The organism is Pseudomonas sp. GM41(2012) (assembly GCF_000282315.2).
Lineage (GTDB): Bacteria > Pseudomonadota > Gammaproteobacteria > Pseudomonadales > Pseudomonadaceae > Aquipseudomonas.
In genome coordinates this window covers 1,314,362-1,331,787 of the sequence record NZ_AKJN02000006.1, presented here as the reverse complement: position 1 = coordinate 1,331,787, position 17,426 = coordinate 1,314,362, and the positions used below count along the sequence as shown (strand labels likewise).

Sequence of the window (17,426 nt, the reverse complement as noted above, 5' to 3'; positions counted from 1 at the left end):
AGATTCTATGGTTGAGGGGAAGCCCTCAACTGACTTTCGGTTGGTATTCGTCCTGCCCCTTTAGCAGAGCGAATACCACCCGAGCGAGCTTTCGAGCCAGCATCACCAATGCTTGAGTCGTGCTGAAACCCCGAGCTCTTTGTTCTTGATAAAAATCTTTCCAGGCCTCGGTGCGACTCGCCGACATTGCCGCATTGTGCAGCAGCCGCCGAGCTTCCGGGTCACCGCGCTTGGTCAAACTGCGGCGGCCATCTTTTTGCCCTGATTTTGATACCCGCAGATCCATTCCCAGAAAGGCGATAAAGGCATCCGCGTTTCTGAAGTCACCCCGCTGAAACGCCGTGATCAAACGCGCACCTGTCAAAAAACCAATGCCTTCCACTTTCAGGCAACGTTTTAACTGGCCCAGCAAACCGGCTTCTTTGAGCTGATCGTTGATCGTCTTCTCGATCAGCATCTCAAGCTGTTGCATGGACTTCACTTGTTCGGCAAAAGCGGTCTTGAGCAGCGGCTCATTGGCCCAGCTTTGCACCAGGCCGACCCTTGCCTGGACCAACGCCGCCCGGCGGCGGAAAAGACTCAGCAGCTGGCGGTATAGCGGGGATGGCGGGGTCCATGGGTGAAGCTCTTCATGTTCATTTTTCAGATACCGAGCAAGCAGCTTGGCATCCAGTGCATCGGTTTTGGCACGGACCTTCACACCTTCGCGGTAATGCTTGAGTTCATAGCCGCCCACCATGTAAATCACGCATCCGGCCTCGTAGGCCAGATCGGCGAACTCCAAGTGGTAGATATTGGTGGCTTCGACGGCAATGGCCACCGTGCTCGGCAAGGCCTTCAACCACTTCTTGATGGCTGTTTTGTTGTTGGGAATCTCTTCAAGCAGGCTCAGTTCGGCGTGATAAATCACCAACTCATTCTTGGCGACATCCACGCCCACGATCGGCTTTGAAGCAGAAACCGGCATTGCCATAGGATTTCCTCCGGGATATGGTTTTAAGCACTTGAAGGGCTCACCCAGGGGCGCAGGCTTGTTCCTATCGTCGGTCTAGGCCCGATGCATTCTTTATCGGCGCTTGGGTGAAAGGAGGAGGGGCGAACTCTCCCACGGTCTGTACTGCGTCAACAGTCAGAATCGAGCCTTGTCCCTTCTCCTCCCTTCAAGTCCTACCATACAAGCGAGCCTGCTCGCGATGAGGCCCTGTCAGTCGACATCAATGTTGAATGTAAGTCCGCCTTCGCGAGCAGGCTCGCTCCCACAGTTGGATTTTTGGCGGGCATGACATAGGTGTCCACCGCCGATGACCATGACAGACATCAGGTCGGCTATCAGGCCGCCTCGCTTAGGCTTTTGATCTTGATCTTGATCTGCCCCGTCGGAAGGCCGAGCGCAGGTTCTGCGCAGTGGGCACCGCGGCAAGGATGCCGCGGTAGCCGCCCCCGGCCATGGATGGCCGATGGCGGCGGGCCCACGGAGCAGGACCGGAGCGAGGGCATGCCGAGCCTAGGCGAGGCACCGTACGTCAGGGGCAAGAGCGTTTGGTTACTTGGCGCTTCTCCAAGTGACCCGCCGTAAGGGCGGAACCCTAAGCCGCCGTGACCGCAGAAACGGATATGCACCCCACCCCATCCCATCCCACCCCGAACGACATCAATCAATGCCCCCCAACCACCATATGACTGAACGGCGCCACATACGCCTGCAACGTCACCAACCCCCCGACCAGAATGGCCAGGATGATCGAGTGGAAAAACACATAACGCAGGATTTCCCCTTCATGCCCATACCAGCGCGTGGCAGTCGAGGCCACCACGATCGACTGCGCGTCGACCATCTTGCCCATGACCCCGCCGGAACTGTTGGCGGCCGCCATCAACACCGGGCTGATCCCCAACTGCTCGGCAGTCACCCGTTGCAAGCCGCCGAACAGCACGTTTGACGCCGTATCCGAGCCGGTCAACGCCACGCCGAGCCAGCCGAGCAGGGTGCCGAACATGGGGTAGAAGATGCCCGTCGCGGCGAAGGCCAGGCCCATGGTGGCGTCCAGGCCTGAATAGCGGGTAAGGAAACCCAGGGCGAGCATCGCGACGATGGTGATCAGCGAGTAACGCACGACCCAGATCGTTCGCAGGTACTGGTGGATCAGTTGCGGAATGGAGTAGCCCATCAGTAACCCGCCGAGGATCGCCGCCAGCAGGATGCCGCTACCGGTGCTGGTGAGCCAGGTGAACTTGTAGACCGCGTCCTCGGCTTTAGGCGCAGGGACCACCGGCGGTACCTTCTCGATCTGCTGGTGGATCGTGGTGAACGTCACGACCGGAGCGAAGATCGGGTTCGCTTCGCGCATCGGTTTGCCCTGAGGGTCGAGCTTGGCCGAATGAGTGGCCGGATCAATCGCCGGACGGGTATCGAACATGTTTTTGAAACCCTGGGTGCCCCAGGCGAACACGAACACGGTGAGGATGATCCAAGGCATCCACGCGCGCATCACTGCAGGTTTGGCATCGCTGGCAAAGGTCTTGCTGGCGACGGGTTTTTCGTCATGCTCTTCGGCAATTTTGGAGTTGTCGACGCGCCCGGACAGCGCGGCGGAGGTGTGTACGGTGGCCGGTTTCCAGACCCTGAGGAAACCGGTCAGGCAAGCCATCGAAATCAGCGCGGCGATCACGTCCACCAGCATCGGCCCGTGGTAGTTGGACACCAGGAACTGCGGCACGGCAAAACTGACCCCGGCCACCAGAATCGCCGGCCAGATTTCCAGCATCTTGCGCCAGCCGGCGAAGGCCCAGATCAACCAGAACGGCACGATCACCGAGAAGAACGGCAATTGCCGGCCGACCATCATCGACAGCTCCATTTCATCCAGCCCGGTCACCTTGGCGAGGGTGATGATCGGCGTGCCCAACGCACCGAATGCCACAGGCGCGGTGTTGGCGATCAACGCCAGGCCAGACGCGGCCAGTGGCGAGAAGCCCAACCCGATCAGAATCGCCCCGGTCACCGCCACCGGTGTACCGAAGCCTGCGGCCCCTTCGAAGAACGCACCGAAACAGAAGGCAATCAGCAGCAATTGCAGGCGTCGATCGTCGGTGATGCGCGCCAGGGAATCCTGCAGCACTTTGAACGAGCCGTTCTCGGTGGTCAGCCGATGCAGGAAGATGATGTTGAGCACAATCCAGCCAATGGGCAGCAAGCCGTTGGCGGCGCCGTACAGGGCGGCCGAGCCGGCCATGTTCGCTGGCATGCCGAAGGCGAAGATCGCGATCACCAGCGCAGACGCCAGGGCCATCAATGCGGCCAGATGCGCCTTCACATGGAAAAACGCCAGGGCTGCCAGCATCACCACGACCGGCACTGCTGCCATGAGGGTTGAAAGTATCGGGTTACCGAACGGATCGTAGATTTGCTGCCAGACCATGTTCCACCTCTGCTTTTTATTGTTGGGAGTGCAGACCCCGAGGGGGCGGTGGCTTCTAGTATAGGTGGCATTACGCCGCTGTCCTGGCGGGCCTTTTAGTGCGCCGCACTGAGCTAACATGGCCAATGGGTAAATGCGCTACTCGGACTTCAACGACGGGAGAAATGCAGCCATGACTGAACGCCATATGCACCACAAGGAAACGCTGTCGAACGGATGCAAGATCGAGGTCAAAGCCGAGATATTGAAAGACGGCTCACTGGGGATGTTCATCGGTGTTTACCGGCCGGACGGCACGGCCATTTTTGAGGACCACGATCCAAAACCGCATCTGCTGGACATGGAGGCTGCCTTTGACTGGGGGATCGAAAAGGCCAAGACCCTCGGCAACAGTCAAAAAACGCTGTAAAGCCCGGTTTTGGACACCCTCATGAAGGCGACAACCACCATGAACAAAGAGCAGGCCGGTGCAAAAGAAGAAGAGGGGGGAGTTTCGGCCTCTCAGCTGATCGACGCGAGAATCAACGAGCTGGGCGATTGGCGGGGTGAGACGCTCGCTCGGGTTCGAACGCTCATCCGGCAGGCCGACCCCGACGTGGTCGAGGAATGGAAGTGGCGGGGCGTTCCAGTGTGGTCGCACGCCGGAATCATCTGCACCGGCGAGACATACAAGCAAGTCGTGAAGCTGACGTTTGCCAAGGGCGCCTCGCTGGAAGACCCTTCCAGCCTCTTCAACGCCAGCCTCGAAGGCAACACCCGACGTGCCATTGATTTGCATGAGGGCGACACGCTTGATGAGAACGCGTTGAAGACGCTCATTCTCGCTGCCGTGGCGCTCAACACGAGCAGGCGTGCGAAACCCTGACGCGGCCTTGCTGACAGGTTCCGGTTTCAAGCGTTACGGTTGGGGCAACTGCCATGGCGCACCTCGCGCAAACGCTGCCTCGATCCAGTGCTTGAACGCCGTCGTCGTTGCCGTGTTGTACTTGGCTGACGGGCGCACGAGATAGACACCCGCGTCTGCATCGAGCTGCCAGTCGGGAAGCACTCTGACGAGCTGACCGCTATCGATGTCCCTCGTCATGAGCCACTCACCGCCGGCAAGAATGCCCAGCCCCATGCGGGCGGCGGACAGCAGCGCCTCATTGTCGTTACTGACCATGGCGCTGCGCACCCTGATGCTCTGCTGATCGCCATCGCGGGTCAGCTTCCATTCCGGGTACGAATGCAGTCCGGTGAAGCCCAGGCAATTGTGCCCGGCGAGGTCTGCCGGCGTCTTCGGTTCGCCCTGGCGTTGCAGGTAGGCGGGTGCAGCACAGAGGATTCGGCGGTGATCGCACAACTTCCTGGCCACCAGTCGATTGTCTGACAGCTCACCGATCCGGATCGCGGCATCGAAACCCTCCGCGACGATGTCGACGAATCGCTCCGAGTACTCAACCTCTAGCGACACCTCGGGGTAAGCCAGGGCGAACTCGGACACCATCGTGCTGAGCCATAATCGCCCCATCGCGGCTGGCAGGGCGAGTCGCAAGCGTCCCCTGACCTGTGCCGCGCCTTGGGCTGCCTCTTGCTCCGCTTGGGAAATTAAACTGACGGCATGACGAAGCTGCGAGACCAGACGCTGTCCCTCGTCGGTAAAACGCAGTTGCCTTGTGGTTCGTTCCACCAGACGTATTCCGAGACGAAGTTCCAACGCGCCGAGGCGTTTAGACAGCACCGACGGGTGCCGTTGCAGCATCTTTCCGGCGGCGGCAAAAGAGCCGTGTTCGGACAGCGCCAAGAGGGTGGCGAGTTCATCTGCCTGTCGGCTATTGAACAGATCCATGCAACGGCAAACCTCGCAAATTCAAGGAAACAAGGGCTCGGGCCGCAGGCTTCGTCCCGGGTTCTACTCAGGGCGTAAGGACAATTGCACCTTGCGACAGTCCACTTTCCAGATCGGCGTGCGCCCGTGCTACGTCAGCCAATGGGTAGCGACGCCAGATTCGAGGTTGAATGATACCGGCGGCGACCGCTTGCAACACCTCTTGTGCGCGCTGCTGATACTCGTGCGCGGTGGCCGTATGCGCGGCGAGAGACGGTCGGGTCAGGAACAGAGAGCCTTTGGCGTTGAGGGTGCTGATCTCGACAGCCGCCGGGATGCCCGATGCCATGCCGAAAGACACCATCAAGCCACGCGGGCGAAGGCTGTCGAGGGAGGCGTCGAAAGACACCCGCCCGATGGGGTCATACACGACGTCAACCTTTTGCCCGTGGGTGACCTCCGCAACCTGGGCGGCCAGTGTCGCCGGGTCAAACACCAGCACTTCATCACAACCGGCGGCCTTGGCCCGCTCGACACTGTCCTGCTTCGAGACCACGCCTATCACGAAGGCACCCAGGTGTTTAGCCCAAGGCACCATGATTTGCCCCAACGCACCCGCCGCGCCATATAAAAGCACTCTGGAACCTGGGCCAACGGGGAAGGTCGTCTTGAACAAATAGTGGGCGGTGATGCCCTTGAAGAGCAGGGCGGCCGCTTCGTCGAAGCCGAGGTCATTGGGAATCTTCACGAGTCGATTAGCCGGATAGAGGCGACCGCTTGCATAGGCACCCATCGGGCCGGTGGCATACGCGACCCGGTCCCCAACGGCAACTTCGGTGACGCCTGGCCCAATTGCTGTCACCTGTCCGGCGCCTTCAAGGCCTAGCCCTGAGGGCAGGGGAACACGGGCAGCGCCGGAGCGTTGGCTCACGTCCAAAGGGTTCAGCCCGATGGCCGCTTGCTCCAGCCAGACTTCTCCGGCACCCGGTGATTGCGCCGTGGTTTTTTCGAGCCGCAAAACCTGAGGCCCGCCAGTTTCCTGAATTATTACGGTGCTTACCATTTGGAACTCCCGATACGTTGGTCGTGCTGAGAGTCTATTGAGTTGCCAGTGAAGCACTAGTAAGGGTAATTGCAGTTCATTGTTGTAGCAGGTGCAGCAATGGGCGCCGGGTGCTTTCGGTCAGTCATCGTGCTGGATGGCGTTGTCGTACGACTCTGCTTGATGTCAAAACGCCCAGACCTTGCGCTCAACACCCCAAAAATAAAAACCTGACGGGCCTGCAACCAGCGGCACCTGTACGAAGTTGCACGTTTAATGGGCAGCCTTTGTCGAGACGAACGGCTGTTTTTTCAGATTGACAGCCCGGTATCGAACTCGATATAAAAGGCAAAGTTGTACGACGACAGACGATTACCGACTGTTAAACCCTAAAAATAAAAAGAGTGTCGGCCACATCATGAATACAACCCGCCTGCGCATCCCCCAGATTGCCGCTGCTTATGGTTCGACCTCGACTGCTTGCCCATCCCCACGGTCAGGCCAGTCACATACAACTGTCCCACCAAACGCCCGATAGCTCTTGCCAAATGTCCAACTCCTGCCGCTGTGCATGGAGTACCCATTTTCGAGCCCGCAATACAGTGGCGCGGACCCATCGCGTTTTGACGATGCTCTACGACACAATTGATCTCGCTTGAAACCGAGAGATCATCACCATAATCCAACAATAAAGTGATGCCATGAATCTGAACGAGCCCATCAATCCGCAACGAATCGGCCAGGCCGTCGGCAAGTACCGCTGGACGATTTGCGCGCTGTTGTTTTTTGCCACCACCGTCAATTACCTGGACCGCCAGGTACTGAGTCTGTTGGCGCCGGATCTGTCGACGCAATTTGGCTGGAGTAACACCGATTACGCGAACATCGCCTCTGTCTTTCAGTTTGTCTACGCGATTTCCATGCTGTTCGCCGGCCGCTTCGTTGACAAGATCGGCACCAAGAAGGCCTATGTGATAGCGATCGGCATCTGGTCCACCGGCGCGATCATGCACGCCTTTGCGGTGCCGATGGGCGAGGGTATTGCCGGCATCAGCAGTGCCTTGGGCCTTGCCGTCATCCCGGTTTCGATCGCCGGTTTCATGCTGTCGCGCGCCGTGCTGGCGATCGGCGAAGCGGGTAACTTCCCGATTGCGATCAAGGCCACCGCCGAATATTTCCCGAAGAAGGAGCGTTCCTTCGCCACCGGTATCTTCAACTCCGGCGCCAATGTGGGCGCGGTCCTTGCGCCGATCAGCGTGCCGCTGATCGCCGGTCTATGGGGCTGGGAAGCGGCGTTCATCGTGATCGGTGCGTTGGGCTTCGTTTGGGTGGTGGTGTGGATTGCACTGTACGAAAAACCGGAGCAGCAAAAACGCCTGTCGGTGCAAGAGCTGGCCTACATCCGCAGCGATCAGGGCGCGCAAGCACTCACCGGCACAGACTCGGGCGCCGCCGCCAAAAAAGTATCGTGGTTCAAGTTGCTCACCTACCGCCAGACCTGGGCCTTTGCCTTCGGCAAATTCATGACCGACGGCGTGTGGTGGTTCTTCCTTTTCTGGCTTCCGACCTATCTGTCAGCGCAATACGGCATGAAGGGCCAGGCCATCGTGTTGCCGCTGGCCGTGTTGTACAGCATGACCATGGTGGGCAGCATCGGCGGTGGCTGGTTCCCGAGCTATTTCATGTCGCGCGGTGATGCGCCGTATGACGGTCGTATGAAAGCCATGCTGGTGATCGCTTTCTTCCCGCTGCTGGTACTGCTGGCGCAGCCATTCGGGTACATCAGTTTCTGGGTGCCGGTGCTGCTGATCGGCGTGGGCGCATCGGCGCACCAGGCGTGGTCGTGCAACATCTTCACCACCGTCTCTGACATGTTCCCGCAAAAATCCATTGCGTCAGTGGTTGGCATTGGTGGTTTGGCCGGCGGTTTGGGCGGCGTCGTGATGACCAAGACCGGCGGTTGGGTGATCGACCATTACAAACTGATCGGAGATATCCATACCGGCTACATGATCATGTTTGCCATCTGTGCACTGGCCTATCTGGTGGCGTGGAGCGTGATGAAGGCGCTGGTGCCGCGCCATAAGGAAATCACTGATCTGTAAACGACGACGCGCATGGCATGCTGACTTCCCGTCCGCAGGCCATGCGCTCGTTTGACGCTATTTGTAGCGTTGCTCAAACACGGCCACTTGCTCCGGCATGATCAGCTGGAAGGGCACCCAGACATCCGCCTCGACCGGCTCCCCCTTGATCATTTTGATGGCCGCTTGCAGCGCGCTCGTCGCTTGCGCTTTGGGGTCTTGAAATACCGAGGCGACGAGCATCCCGCGCTTGATGGCCGCCAGGCCGTCGGGCAGTCCGTCGATACCGACAATCGCAATCTCGCCCTTGGTTTTGCCGGCTTGCTGCAATGCCATGGCGGCGCCGATGGCCATCTCGTCATTGTTGGCAACGATGGCATCAAAACGGGTACCGGCCAGCAGCCAATTGCTGGTCAGGTCCATCCCTTTGTTGCGTTGCCACTCGGCACTTTGTTGTTCGACGATCTTGATCCCTGGATAGTCCTTGAGCACCTGTTTGACGCCTTCGGTACGGTCGTGCGTGGAGTTTTGCGCCAGGTCGCCCATGATGATCGCGATGTTGCCTTTGCCCCCTAACTTGTCTGCCAGGTAGCGCATCTGCAGTTGCCCGGCCTCGATGTCATTGGACGCCACCGTGACCACGCCTTTGGGCAAGACGCGTTCGTCCGGGTGGCGGTTGACGTAGACCAGCGGTGTCTTCGCCTCGACGGCGGCGCGCGTCATATTGGCGGTGGCAGCGGTGTCCACGGGCAAGACGATGACCGCATCCACCTTCTGGCTGAGAAAGCCCTCGATCTGATTGAGCTGGCGAACCACATCACCTTGGGCGTCCTCGAACTGGATCTGGACATTCTCCTTCTTGGCAGCGTCTTCCAGGCCGCTGCGCACGTAGGTCATGAAGTTGTCGTCGACCCTGGCAATGCTGACGCCGATGCGATAGCTGGCGGCGGCCCATTGGCTGAAGAGTAATAACAGCGTGGCAAAAAGCAGTGTGCAACGACGCATGATGGTTTTCCTTTTGTTGTTATGAGTCCACATTCATCAAGATCAAACGTGAGAGTTGCTGGCGCTCTTTGAATCAAACCCGCCGAGAGCGCCAGTGTCCTCAATCCAGCGTGAAGGCTTGCCGGAAGCGTTCGAGTGCTGCTTCGCTGTCGCCACTGGCCCAGCCCTCGAGGCCGACAACCCCGGTGTATCCCATGCCGAACAACGCTTTGGCAATGGCCGGATAATGGATTTCACCGGTGCCCGGTTCCATGCGACCGGGCACATCGGCGACCTGGATTTCCCCGATGGCGCTGCCTGCGCGCTGGATCAGTTCGATCAGGTTTCCTTCGCCGATCTGCGCATGGTAAAGGTCCAGGTTCATCTTCAAATGCGGGCTGCCCACGGCCTCGATCAGCGCCAGGGTATCGTCGGCGCGAGCGAAAGGAGTGCCGGGGTGGTCCACTTCGGTATTGAGGTTTTCCAGCAAGAATACCCGGCCTGCGTCTTCGCCCAGGCGGGCGATTTTTTCCAGGGTCTTGCAGGCGCTCAACCACATGCGTCCCGTGGTGAGGGCCACGGGTTTGACCGGCAAACCTTTGTCGCCCAGGCCAGTGCCATGCAAGTTGAGGCTCGGGCAATTCAGTTGGGCGGCGACGGCCAGCGATTCCCGTGCGCTGTCGAGCAGGTGCTGGATGTCTTCGGGATCGGTCAGGTTGCCCGAGATGTAACCCGTCATCGAGGTGAAATCAGCGCCGGTGGCGACAAGGGCTGGAATGTCTTTCTGCGTCCAGTCCCAGAGTTCGGCGCTGAAGCCCAGCGCGTGAATCCGTTTGACGCGCTCGGTGAATGGCAAATCGAGGAAGACCATCTCGGCACTGATCGCCAGTTTGAACGGTATGAAACTCATGAACGGGCTCCTTGCACGCGCACCGCTTTGCCTTGCTGGAAGGACTCGATGCACGCACGGGCAATGGCCAATGCAGCCCGGGCATCTTCGCCGCTGGCGAGTGGTTTTTCGCCAGTGCGCAGGCAGTCGACAAAGTGGTTGAGCTCCGCCACATAGGCATCACGCAGCAGGTCGGTGTCCAGGCGCTGGGTGTCGGCCTGGATGCCATTGGCCAGATAGCGAACCAGATCAGACTCATTGACGCTGCCCATGGTCAGCATGCCGGCGCTGCCGAACACCTCCCCCCGAACGTCGTAGCCATAGACGGCCTGGAAATTGGCCTCGGCCGTGGCAATGGCGCCGTTGTCGAAACGGATCGTGACCACGGCGGTGTCGAGGAAGCCTTTGTCCTTGAAGTCCGGTGCGATCAGGGCATCGGCCATGACAAAAACCTCGACCGCTTCGGCACCGGGATTCAGGTAGCGCAGGGTATCGAAGTCATGAATCAGGGTTTCGAGGAAAATCACCCACTGCGGCGAGGCGGCCGGATTGTTCAGCGCCGGGTCGCGAGTCAGTGAGCGCAACAGTTGCGGCGTGCCGATCCGACCGGCGACTACGTCCAGATGAGCCGCGCGGAAGCTTTTGGCAAAGCGCCGGTTGAAGCCGACTTGCAGTGTCACCCGTGCGTCGGCAGCGGCAGCGATGGCGCGGTCGGCCTCGTCCAGGGTGATGGCCATGGGTTTTTCACAAAACACCCCTTTGCCGGCGCGGGCTGCACTGATCACCAGTTCGGCATGGCTGCGGGCCGGGGCGGCGATCAACACGCCGTCGATTTCCGGGTCATCGAGCAATTGCTGTGGATCGGTATAAACCCGCTGCACACCCAACTCTGCCGCCAGGCGGGCGGCCTGGCCGGGAGTCGGGTCGGCGATGGCAGCCAGGCAGGCGCCGGGAATGTGCCGGGCGGCCGTCAGGCCGTGAAAGCTGCCCATGCGGCCAGCACCGATGAGACCCAGGCGAATGATCTTGGACGTACTCATGAAATGACTCCCTTTTATTGTTGTTCAATGACTCGACAGCAGGAATGTCCTCGCTGGTACAAAGCACGAAGCAAGGGCTGTGCCAATATTTAAGTCATTGATATTTAAGGAAGTATTCAAATCAGTTTGAAATAAGTGTTCATTTCGATGACATGTCTATACTGACATGTCGAAAATATGAACATAGGAGCGAACGGTGATCCCCCAGCCAATGGCCTTCAGCGTGCAAGACCTCGATTACATTACGGCGCTCGGTCCTGCGTCGTTGAACGAAGGACCGATCGCTGAGCTGGAGCAGGCCTGGCTGGCGTGCCTGAACGGTCGCACCGATCGACCTGCCGGGGTCAGGCAGATTATTTGGGACTCCTGGCTGCGCAGCGTCAGTGCCGGCCTCGATCCCGATGATGGCCAATACCGTTTTGTCGCCCCTGAAGTGCTGGCCGCAACGCTGGCGGCCAATCGTGTGTTGATCACGGCGGCGGCGGAGGTCATGCGCGGGTTGCTGGCCTACAACCCCAGAGGCCATATCAACCTGACCGATGCCGAAGGGACCACATTGTATTACTGCGGCCTGGACCTCACGCCGGTGGGCAGTCGGCTGCTGGAGTCGGTGCAGGGCACCAACTGCACGGGGCTGGCGCTTGCCGAGGACCGATTGGTGTATGTGCTGGCCGAGGAAAACTTCGGGATCGGCCTGCGTCGGCGGCGCATGCATTGTGCCGCCGCACCGATCCGGGATGCGCAGGGCCGGACACTGGCCATGCTGACCCTGACCGCCGAGCCGGGCTGGTTTCATTTCCATACGCTGGGCACCGTGCAGGCAGCGGCCGAAGCGGTCTCACGGCAGATGGCGCTGCAAGCACTGCTGGAAGAACAACAAACCGTGCTGGAAGTACTCAACGAAGGACTGGTGGTGCTGGACGAGCGGGGCTGCATCAAGGCGCTCAACCGTTATGCCCGCCAATTGTTTCGCGTGGGCCGGGACCTGCTGGGCAGCCCGTTCCAGCGTTTGGGCCAGAGCGAACTGACCGATGAGATTCTGCTGCGCGGCGGGGAAGGGCAGCAGTATGAAGGGATAAGAGACCTGGATTGCACCTTCGAGCTGCATGATCGCAGTCAACTGGCGTGCCTGGTGTCCGTGTGCTCGCTGGAGCAGGGTGGCCGCATTGTTTCGTTGCGCGAGAACCGGCGCATCCGGGAAATTACCCGGCGGATCATCGGCACCCAGGCCAGCTACACCTTCGAGACCATTCAGGGCAGTTCGCGAGCCATTCAAGACGCGCTGCACCTGGGGCGGATTGCCAGTCGCAGTGATTCGACCACGCTGATCCTGGGTGAAAGCGGCACCGGCAAAGAGCTGTTCGCCCAGGCGATCCATAACGCCAGTGACCGTTGCAGCGGTCCTTTTGTGGCCGTCAATTGCGGGGCCATTCCGCGAGATCTGGTGCAGAGCGAACTGTTCGGTCATGTCGAAGGCGCTTTCACCGGATCAGCGCGCGGAGGCTCCGCCGGGAAGTTCGAATTGGCCGATGGCGGAACGATCTTCCTCGATGAAATCGGTGACATGTCGTTTGATGCCCAGGTCAGTCTGCTGCGCGTCTTGCAAGAAGGTGAGGTGACGCGCGTGGGCGCGAAAAAATCGCAGCAGGTTAACGTGCGCATCATCGCGGCCACCCACCGCAACCTGAGTCAGGCGGTGGCCGAGGGTGCTTTCCGCGAGGATCTTTACTACCGGCTCAATGTCCTGAACCTGACGGTTCCGCCGCTGCGGATGCGCCACGAAGATGTGCCGTTATTGGCGCGACATTTTCTCAGCCGTTGCGCCCGCTCACTGCGCAAATCGGTGCAGGGAATCTCGCCAGAGGCGCTGGATATTCTGTCGGCCTACCACTGGCCGGGTAACGTTCGCGAGCTGGAAAACACCATTGAACGGGCGACCAACCTGGCGATGACCGAACTGATCCAGCCGGGTGATCTACCGCTTGAAATCAAGCAAAGGCAGCGACCGTCGGCGCCGGGAAATGTGCCCGAACCCCGGGCCGCACTGGACCTTGGCGCCCATGAAATGAATGCGATCATTGCAGCCCTGAAGGATACCCGCGGCAACATCCGCCTGGCCGCCAAACAGCTGAACGTTTCTCGTGGCGGGCTGTACAACAAGATGAATCGGTTCGGGCTGAGTGCCGATGCTTTCCGTTCAGGGCCGGGCGTTCTCTGACGTGACGATCTGCAAGGGAATATGGATGCGATGCCGGGCCGGATCGAAGTCCGGCGCGGTCTGCAATTCCACCAGCAAATCGACCAGCGCCGCCGCCAGCAATCGCGGCTGGGAATCGATGACCAGGCTGATCAAACCCTGGGACAAAGCCTGGCGCGACAGTTCGGTCGATTCCTGCAAAATGCAGCACAGCGACGGCTGCTTCGGTAGCTGCGACAGGGCACTGATGATCCCGTCGCCGCCACCGCCGACCACGCACAAACCGCGCAAATCGTCATGCCGTGCCAACAGTTCCAGGGTCGCCTCTTCGGTGATATCGCAGTTATCCAGATTGATCACCGCTTCAAGCGGCCGCAACCCGGGTGCATGCTCCGCCAGGTAACTGCGCAGCCCTTCCACCCGAGCCTGATGGCCGAGAAAACGGTGGCCGCCGAGCAGGACCCCGATGCTGCCTTTGCGTGCGCCACAGGTGTGAGCCATCAGCCAGCCCATGGTGCGCCCGACCTCATGATTATTCTGGCCGACGTAAGGCTCATTCGCGGCCTCATCGATGTCGGACAGCAGGGCAATCACCGGCACGCCGGCCTCTCTGATCTGGGCGATGGCGGCATTGATCAGCGGGTGAGCGAAACTGACCACCGCCAGCCCATCGCACTGCACCGCCAGTTGTTCGATCTGAGCAACGATGGCGCTCGGTGTGCGATCGAATACGTACTCGAACTGACAGCTCAGGTTGGCGCCGGTGTGACGCTGCGCCGCCTCGGTGATGGCGGCGGCAACATTGGAATAGAACGCCTGGGCGGTACCGAGCAAGAGGATGCCGAAACGATAACTGGGACGCCGTTCGCGGATCCGCTGCCCGATCAGCCGGGCGGCGAAATAACCGACGGCTTCGGCGGCCTGGAATACCTGCTCGGCAGTGGCCGGGTTGACCGGTGCCCTGGCGTTGAGTACCCGGTCCACGGTGGCGACACTCAAGCGAGCGTGCTCGGCGACCGTGGCGATGGTGGGGCGTTTAGTGTGGTTCATGGCGTGTCCCGAAAACGCCTTGATAGAAAACTATCAAGCCTTGCTGGGCCTGGATGATAGCTTGATAGGGAATGTATTCAAGGGCTTGAGGGTAATCTTTGGGCTCTCTATCGTTTCTCCAACGATGTGATCCCGCATCGATGCAAGTGCCTAAAACCATCAAGCTTGCGGAGAACAATAAAATGCCTGAACAAAACGCAGCCTATGAAAACCGCGATAAACCCGTGCCTCGGGATTATCGGTTGACCGGTCCCGAAGCCGCCAAAGCGGCGCAAAAAGGCTTGGTGTCGGCCACCTGGTACCAATCGCCCATTTCTCGTAAACGCATGAAGGAATTGATGCAGCGCCGCGACGGCCCGGCCTTGCGCGATACCGCGATCTGGTTGCTATCGATGGTCGTCACCGGCTTCGGCGGTTACTGGTTCTGGGGCTCCTGGGCCTGCGTTCCGTTCTTCTTCGTCTATGGGCTGCTTTACGGCACGGCGTCCAATGCCCGCTGGCACGAAGCGGGTCACGGTACGGCGTTCAAAACCCGCTGGATGAATGATGCGGTCTACCAGCTGTCGAGCTTCATGTTCATGTTCGAACCTCAGGTCTGGCGCTGGAGCCACGCACGGCACCACACCGACACCATCATCGTCGGTCGCGATCCGGAGATCGTCGAGCCGCGTCCGCCGAGCCTGATCAATATGGTGCTGAGCCTGTTCAGGATGCCCTACGCGTTGAAGACGATGGGGTCGGTCTGCCGGCATGCAGTCGGGCGAATGGATGAAGAAGAGCAGACGTTCATCCCGGAATCCGAGTGGCCCAAGGTGGCGAGAGACGCGCGGGTCTGGCTGGTGATTTATGGGTTTGTCGTGGGCGCTGCACTGTATCTGCAAAGCTGGTTGCCGCTGATGTTTATCGGTCTGCCAACCCTCTATGGCGGCTGGCTGTCCTACCTGTTCGGCCTGACCCAGCATGTCGGCCTGGCCGAGGACGTGCTCGATCACCGCAGCAACTGCCGCACGATTTACATGAACCCAGTGCTGCGCTTTATGTACCTCGACATGAACTATCACCTCGAACATCACATGTATCCGATGGTGCCGTTTCATGCGCTGGCGCAACTTCATGAAGAAATCCGCCGCGACTGCCCGCCGCCTTACTCCAGCCTGTTCGAAGCCTTCAAAGAAATCCTCCCGACCATCTGGAAGCAGCGCAAAGACCCGACTTACTTCATCCGTCGCCCTTTGCCACAACGTGCAGAGCCTGCCGCAACCCCCCGGGCGGAAGCTGAATCAACGCCGGCCTGACACCTTCCTGTCTGTACCACTAACAAGAGAAAGCGCCATGACCGATCAATGGATCGACGTATGTGCCGTGGGCGAGATTAATGAAGAAGACGTCATTCGTTTCGACCATGGCCAGCACACCTATGCCGTCTACCGCTCCGCCGACAGCGAGTTCTTCGCCACCGCGGGCCTGTGCACCCACGAGTCCATCCACCTGGCCGATGGCCTGGTGATGGAGCATGTCATCGAGTGCCCCAAGCACAACGGGCGCTTCGACTACCGCTCCGGCAAAGCCCTTGGCGCACCAGTGTGCGTCAACCTCAAGACCTATCAGGTGCGGGTCGAGGCGGGGCGTGTCCTGCTCGCCATCACGGTTTAATTGCAGGGAGTCTGCGCCATGAATTCTGCCAATGCTCCACTGGTCATCGTTGGCGCCGGGCATGCGGGCGGCCGAGCGGCCCTGACCTTGCGTGCTGAAGGTTACAGCGGTCGCCTGATTCTGATCGGCGACGAGTCCCACCCTCCGTATGAACGTCCGCCGCTGTCCAAGGGATTGTTGCAGGGCACGGTAGATCTTGCGGGCTACAGCTTGTGCGACAGCACTCGGCTCGCCGAACTGGAGATCGAACACCTGGCCGGCAATCCGGTAAAAAGCCTGGACCCGCAACAGCATCGTTTGCAATTGGCCGACGGTAGCTGGCTGACCTATGCGCGTCTGTTGCTCGCCACCGGAGGGCGCTCGCGGCGACTGAGTTCTGTGCCCGAGCATCTGGGCAACGTGCTTTACCTGCGGACCCACGACGAAGCGCTGGCACTGCGCGCTTCGTTGCGGCCCGGTGCCCGGTTGGTGATCATCGGCGGCGGCTTCATCGGACTTGAAGTCGCCGCAACCGCCCGTGCCCTGGGTTGCTCGGTGACGTTGCTCGAGGCCGGACCGCGCCTGGCGGGGCGGGTGTTGCCGGAGCAACTGTCCAGCGTCCTGCTGGAACTGCATCGTAGCCAAGGCGTGGATGTCCGCTTGAACGTGGTTATTGAGGCGGTGCAAGGCAACGCTTGCGTCGAGGCGGTGCAACTGGTCGACGGTCAGCTTCTGCCCTGCGACCTGGTGGTAGTGGGCATCGGTATGCAACCCAACATTGAATTGGCCGCCGCCGCTGGGATCGAGGTCAGGCAGGGCATCCGTGTCGATGCCCAGTTGCGCACCAGCGCGCCTGACATCTTTGCGGCGGGCGATGTCTGTGAGTTTCAGCTGCACCCGCAAGGCGATTTTCAGCGTCAGGAAACCTGGCGCAATGCCGAGACCCAGGGCCATCACGCTGCCCTGAATCTGTTGGGCGGCGAGCAGCCCTTCGAGGTCATTCCCGGTTTTTGGTCTGATCAGTACGACTGGGGGCTGCAGATCGTGGGCGTGATTTCGAACGCCGAACCCACGGCAATCCGGACAACCCAGGGCGGTGGTTTCCTGTTGTTCTACCTTGATGCCCAGCAACGCCTGCAAGGTGCTTGCGGCTGGGGTCAGGGCAATAGCGTCGCCAAGGACATCAAGTTGTGCGAACGGCTGATCGCTCCCCATAACTCCGTCTCGGTGGACGCGCTGGCCGATGCCGGTGTGCCGCTCAAACAACTGCTCAGGAGCTGAC

Annotated in this window: 15 protein-coding genes; 7 read left to right on the top strand and 8 right to left on the bottom strand. The window is 60.0% G+C overall.

What is annotated here, in order from left to right:
• Nucleotides 1-25: 25 nt before the first annotated feature.
• Nucleotides 26-973, bottom strand: coding sequence for an IS110 family transposase (locus PMI27_RS19930; RefSeq protein ID WP_024164553.1), 948 nt, complete (start codon nt 971-973; stop codon nt 26-28).
• A 682-nt stretch (nt 974-1,655) separates the two neighbouring features.
• Nucleotides 1,656-3,419, bottom strand: a complete 1,764-nt coding sequence (locus tag PMI27_RS19935; protein WP_008151752.1) for an L-lactate permease — start codon at nt 3,417-3,419, stop codon at nt 1,656-1,658.
• A 172-nt stretch (nt 3,420-3,591) separates the two neighbouring features.
• Between PMI27_RS19935 and PMI27_RS19940 the strand changes: the two genes are divergently transcribed.
• Both PMI27_RS19940 and PMI27_RS19945 read left to right on the top strand, forming a co-directional pair.
• A complete protein-coding gene (locus tag PMI27_RS19940) occupies nt 3,592-3,828 on the top strand; it encodes a hypothetical protein (protein ID WP_008151753.1) in 237 nt (78 codons plus the stop codon).
• A 39-nt stretch (nt 3,829-3,867) separates the two neighbouring features.
• A complete protein-coding gene (locus PMI27_RS19945) occupies nt 3,868-4,284 on the top strand; it encodes a DUF1801 domain-containing protein (protein WP_033053317.1) in 417 nt (138 codons plus the stop codon).
• Between the two features lie 33 nt (nt 4,285-4,317).
• Here PMI27_RS19945 and PMI27_RS19950 read toward each other — a convergent pair whose 3' ends face one another.
• Both PMI27_RS19950 and PMI27_RS19955 read right to left on the bottom strand, forming a co-directional pair.
• A complete protein-coding gene (locus tag PMI27_RS19950; RefSeq protein WP_008151759.1) occupies nt 4,318-5,247 on the bottom strand; it encodes a LysR family transcriptional regulator in 930 nt (309 codons plus the stop codon).
• Between the two features lie 67 nt (nt 5,248-5,314).
• On the bottom strand, nt 5,315-6,289 hold the full coding sequence (locus PMI27_RS19955; protein WP_008151761.1) for a quinone oxidoreductase family protein: 975 nt from the start codon (nt 6,287-6,289) through the stop codon (nt 5,315-5,317).
• Between the two features lie 680 nt (nt 6,290-6,969).
• Here PMI27_RS19955 and PMI27_RS19960 point away from each other — a divergent pair.
• Complete coding sequence (locus PMI27_RS19960; RefSeq protein ID WP_008151764.1) at nt 6,970-8,373, top strand: MFS transporter; 1,404 nt, start codon at nt 6,970-6,972, stop codon at nt 8,371-8,373.
• Between the two features lie 57 nt (nt 8,374-8,430).
• Here the strand turns inward: PMI27_RS19960 and PMI27_RS19965 are convergent, their stop codons facing one another.
• The 3 genes from PMI27_RS19965 to PMI27_RS19975 all read right to left on the bottom strand — a co-directional run bounded on the left by PMI27_RS19965 (nt 8,431) and on the right by PMI27_RS19975 (nt 11,265).
• Nucleotides 8,431-9,357 carry a sugar ABC transporter substrate-binding protein gene (locus tag PMI27_RS19965; RefSeq protein WP_008151766.1) on the bottom strand — a complete coding sequence of 309 codons (927 nt, stop codon included), beginning with the start codon at nt 9,355-9,357 and terminating at the stop codon, nt 8,431-8,433.
• A 100-nt stretch (nt 9,358-9,457) separates the two neighbouring features.
• A complete protein-coding gene (locus PMI27_RS19970; RefSeq protein WP_008151768.1) occupies nt 9,458-10,246 on the bottom strand; it encodes a TIM barrel protein in 789 nt (262 codons plus the stop codon).
• A complete protein-coding gene (locus tag PMI27_RS19975; RefSeq protein WP_008151771.1) occupies nt 10,243-11,265 on the bottom strand; it encodes a Gfo/Idh/MocA family oxidoreductase in 1,023 nt (340 codons plus the stop codon). Before PMI27_RS19975 ends, PMI27_RS19970 begins: the two co-directional genes overlap by 4 nt.
• A gap of 211 nt (nt 11,266-11,476) precedes the next feature.
• On the opposite strand from PMI27_RS19975, the gene PMI27_RS19980 reads away from it, so the two are divergent.
• Nucleotides 11,477-13,483 (top strand): sigma-54-dependent Fis family transcriptional regulator, encoded by a 2,007-nt coding sequence (locus PMI27_RS19980; RefSeq protein WP_033053138.1) that lies wholly within the window; start codon nt 11,477-11,479, stop codon nt 13,481-13,483.
• Here the strand turns inward: PMI27_RS19980 and PMI27_RS19985 are convergent.
• Nucleotides 13,463-14,512, bottom strand: coding sequence for a LacI family DNA-binding transcriptional regulator (locus tag PMI27_RS19985; RefSeq protein ID WP_008151775.1), 1,050 nt, complete (start codon nt 14,510-14,512; stop codon nt 13,463-13,465). The genes PMI27_RS19980 and PMI27_RS19985 overlap by 21 nt on opposite strands.
• A 182-nt stretch (nt 14,513-14,694) precedes the next feature.
• On the opposite strand from PMI27_RS19985, the gene PMI27_RS19990 reads away from it, so the two are divergent.
• The 3 genes from PMI27_RS19990 to PMI27_RS20000 are packed head-to-tail and all read left to right on the top strand — an operon-like array spanning nt 14,695 to nt 17,425.
• Complete coding sequence (locus PMI27_RS19990) at nt 14,695-15,807, top strand: fatty acid desaturase family protein (protein WP_008151776.1); 1,113 nt, start codon at nt 14,695-14,697, stop codon at nt 15,805-15,807.
• 37 nt (nt 15,808-15,844) lie between these two features.
• Entirely contained in the window at nt 15,845-16,165 is a 321-nt protein-coding gene (locus PMI27_RS19995; RefSeq protein WP_008151778.1) for a MocE family 2Fe-2S type ferredoxin, read from the top strand.
• 18 nt (nt 16,166-16,183) lie between these two features.
• On the top strand, nt 16,184-17,425 hold the full coding sequence (locus tag PMI27_RS20000) for an NAD(P)/FAD-dependent oxidoreductase (RefSeq protein ID WP_008151780.1): 1,242 nt from the start codon (nt 16,184-16,186) through the stop codon (nt 17,423-17,425).
• The last annotated feature ends 1 nt before the right edge of the window (nt 17,426 follow it).

Bases quoted from the DNA above. Each gene is read 5' to 3' on its own strand.
- PMI27_RS19930 (WP_024164553.1), bottom strand. From the start codon at position 973: ATGGCAATGCCGGTTTCTGCTTCAAAGCCGATCGTGGGCGTGGATGTC.
- PMI27_RS19935 (WP_008151752.1), bottom strand. From the start codon at position 3,419: ATGGTCTGGCAGCAAATCTACGATCCGTTCGGTAACCCGATACTTTCA.
- PMI27_RS19940 (WP_008151753.1), top strand. From the start codon at position 3,592: ATGACTGAACGCCATATGCACCACAAGGAAACGCTGTCGAACGGATGC.
- PMI27_RS19945 (WP_033053317.1), top strand. From the start codon at position 3,868: ATGAACAAAGAGCAGGCCGGTGCAAAAGAAGAAGAGGGGGGAGTTTCG.
- PMI27_RS19950 (WP_008151759.1), bottom strand. From the start codon at position 5,247: ATGGATCTGTTCAATAGCCGACAGGCAGATGAACTCGCCACCCTCTTG.
- PMI27_RS19955 (WP_008151761.1), bottom strand. From the start codon at position 6,289: ATGGTAAGCACCGTAATAATTCAGGAAACTGGCGGGCCTCAGGTTTTG.
- PMI27_RS19960 (WP_008151764.1), top strand. From the start codon at position 6,970: ATGAATCTGAACGAGCCCATCAATCCGCAACGAATCGGCCAGGCCGTC.
- PMI27_RS19965 (WP_008151766.1), bottom strand. From the start codon at position 9,357: ATGCGTCGTTGCACACTGCTTTTTGCCACGCTGTTATTACTCTTCAGC.
- PMI27_RS19970 (WP_008151768.1), bottom strand. From the start codon at position 10,246: ATGAGTTTCATACCGTTCAAACTGGCGATCAGTGCCGAGATGGTCTTC.
- PMI27_RS19975 (WP_008151771.1), bottom strand. From the start codon at position 11,265: ATGAGTACGTCCAAGATCATTCGCCTGGGTCTCATCGGTGCTGGCCGC.
- PMI27_RS19980 (WP_033053138.1), top strand. From the start codon at position 11,477: ATGGCCTTCAGCGTGCAAGACCTCGATTACATTACGGCGCTCGGTCCT.
- PMI27_RS19985 (WP_008151775.1), bottom strand. From the start codon at position 14,512: ATGAACCACACTAAACGCCCCACCATCGCCACGGTCGCCGAGCACGCT.
- PMI27_RS19990 (WP_008151776.1), top strand. From the start codon at position 14,695: ATGCCTGAACAAAACGCAGCCTATGAAAACCGCGATAAACCCGTGCCT.
- PMI27_RS19995 (WP_008151778.1), top strand. From the start codon at position 15,845: ATGACCGATCAATGGATCGACGTATGTGCCGTGGGCGAGATTAATGAA.
- PMI27_RS20000 (WP_008151780.1), top strand. From the start codon at position 16,184: ATGAATTCTGCCAATGCTCCACTGGTCATCGTTGGCGCCGGGCATGCG.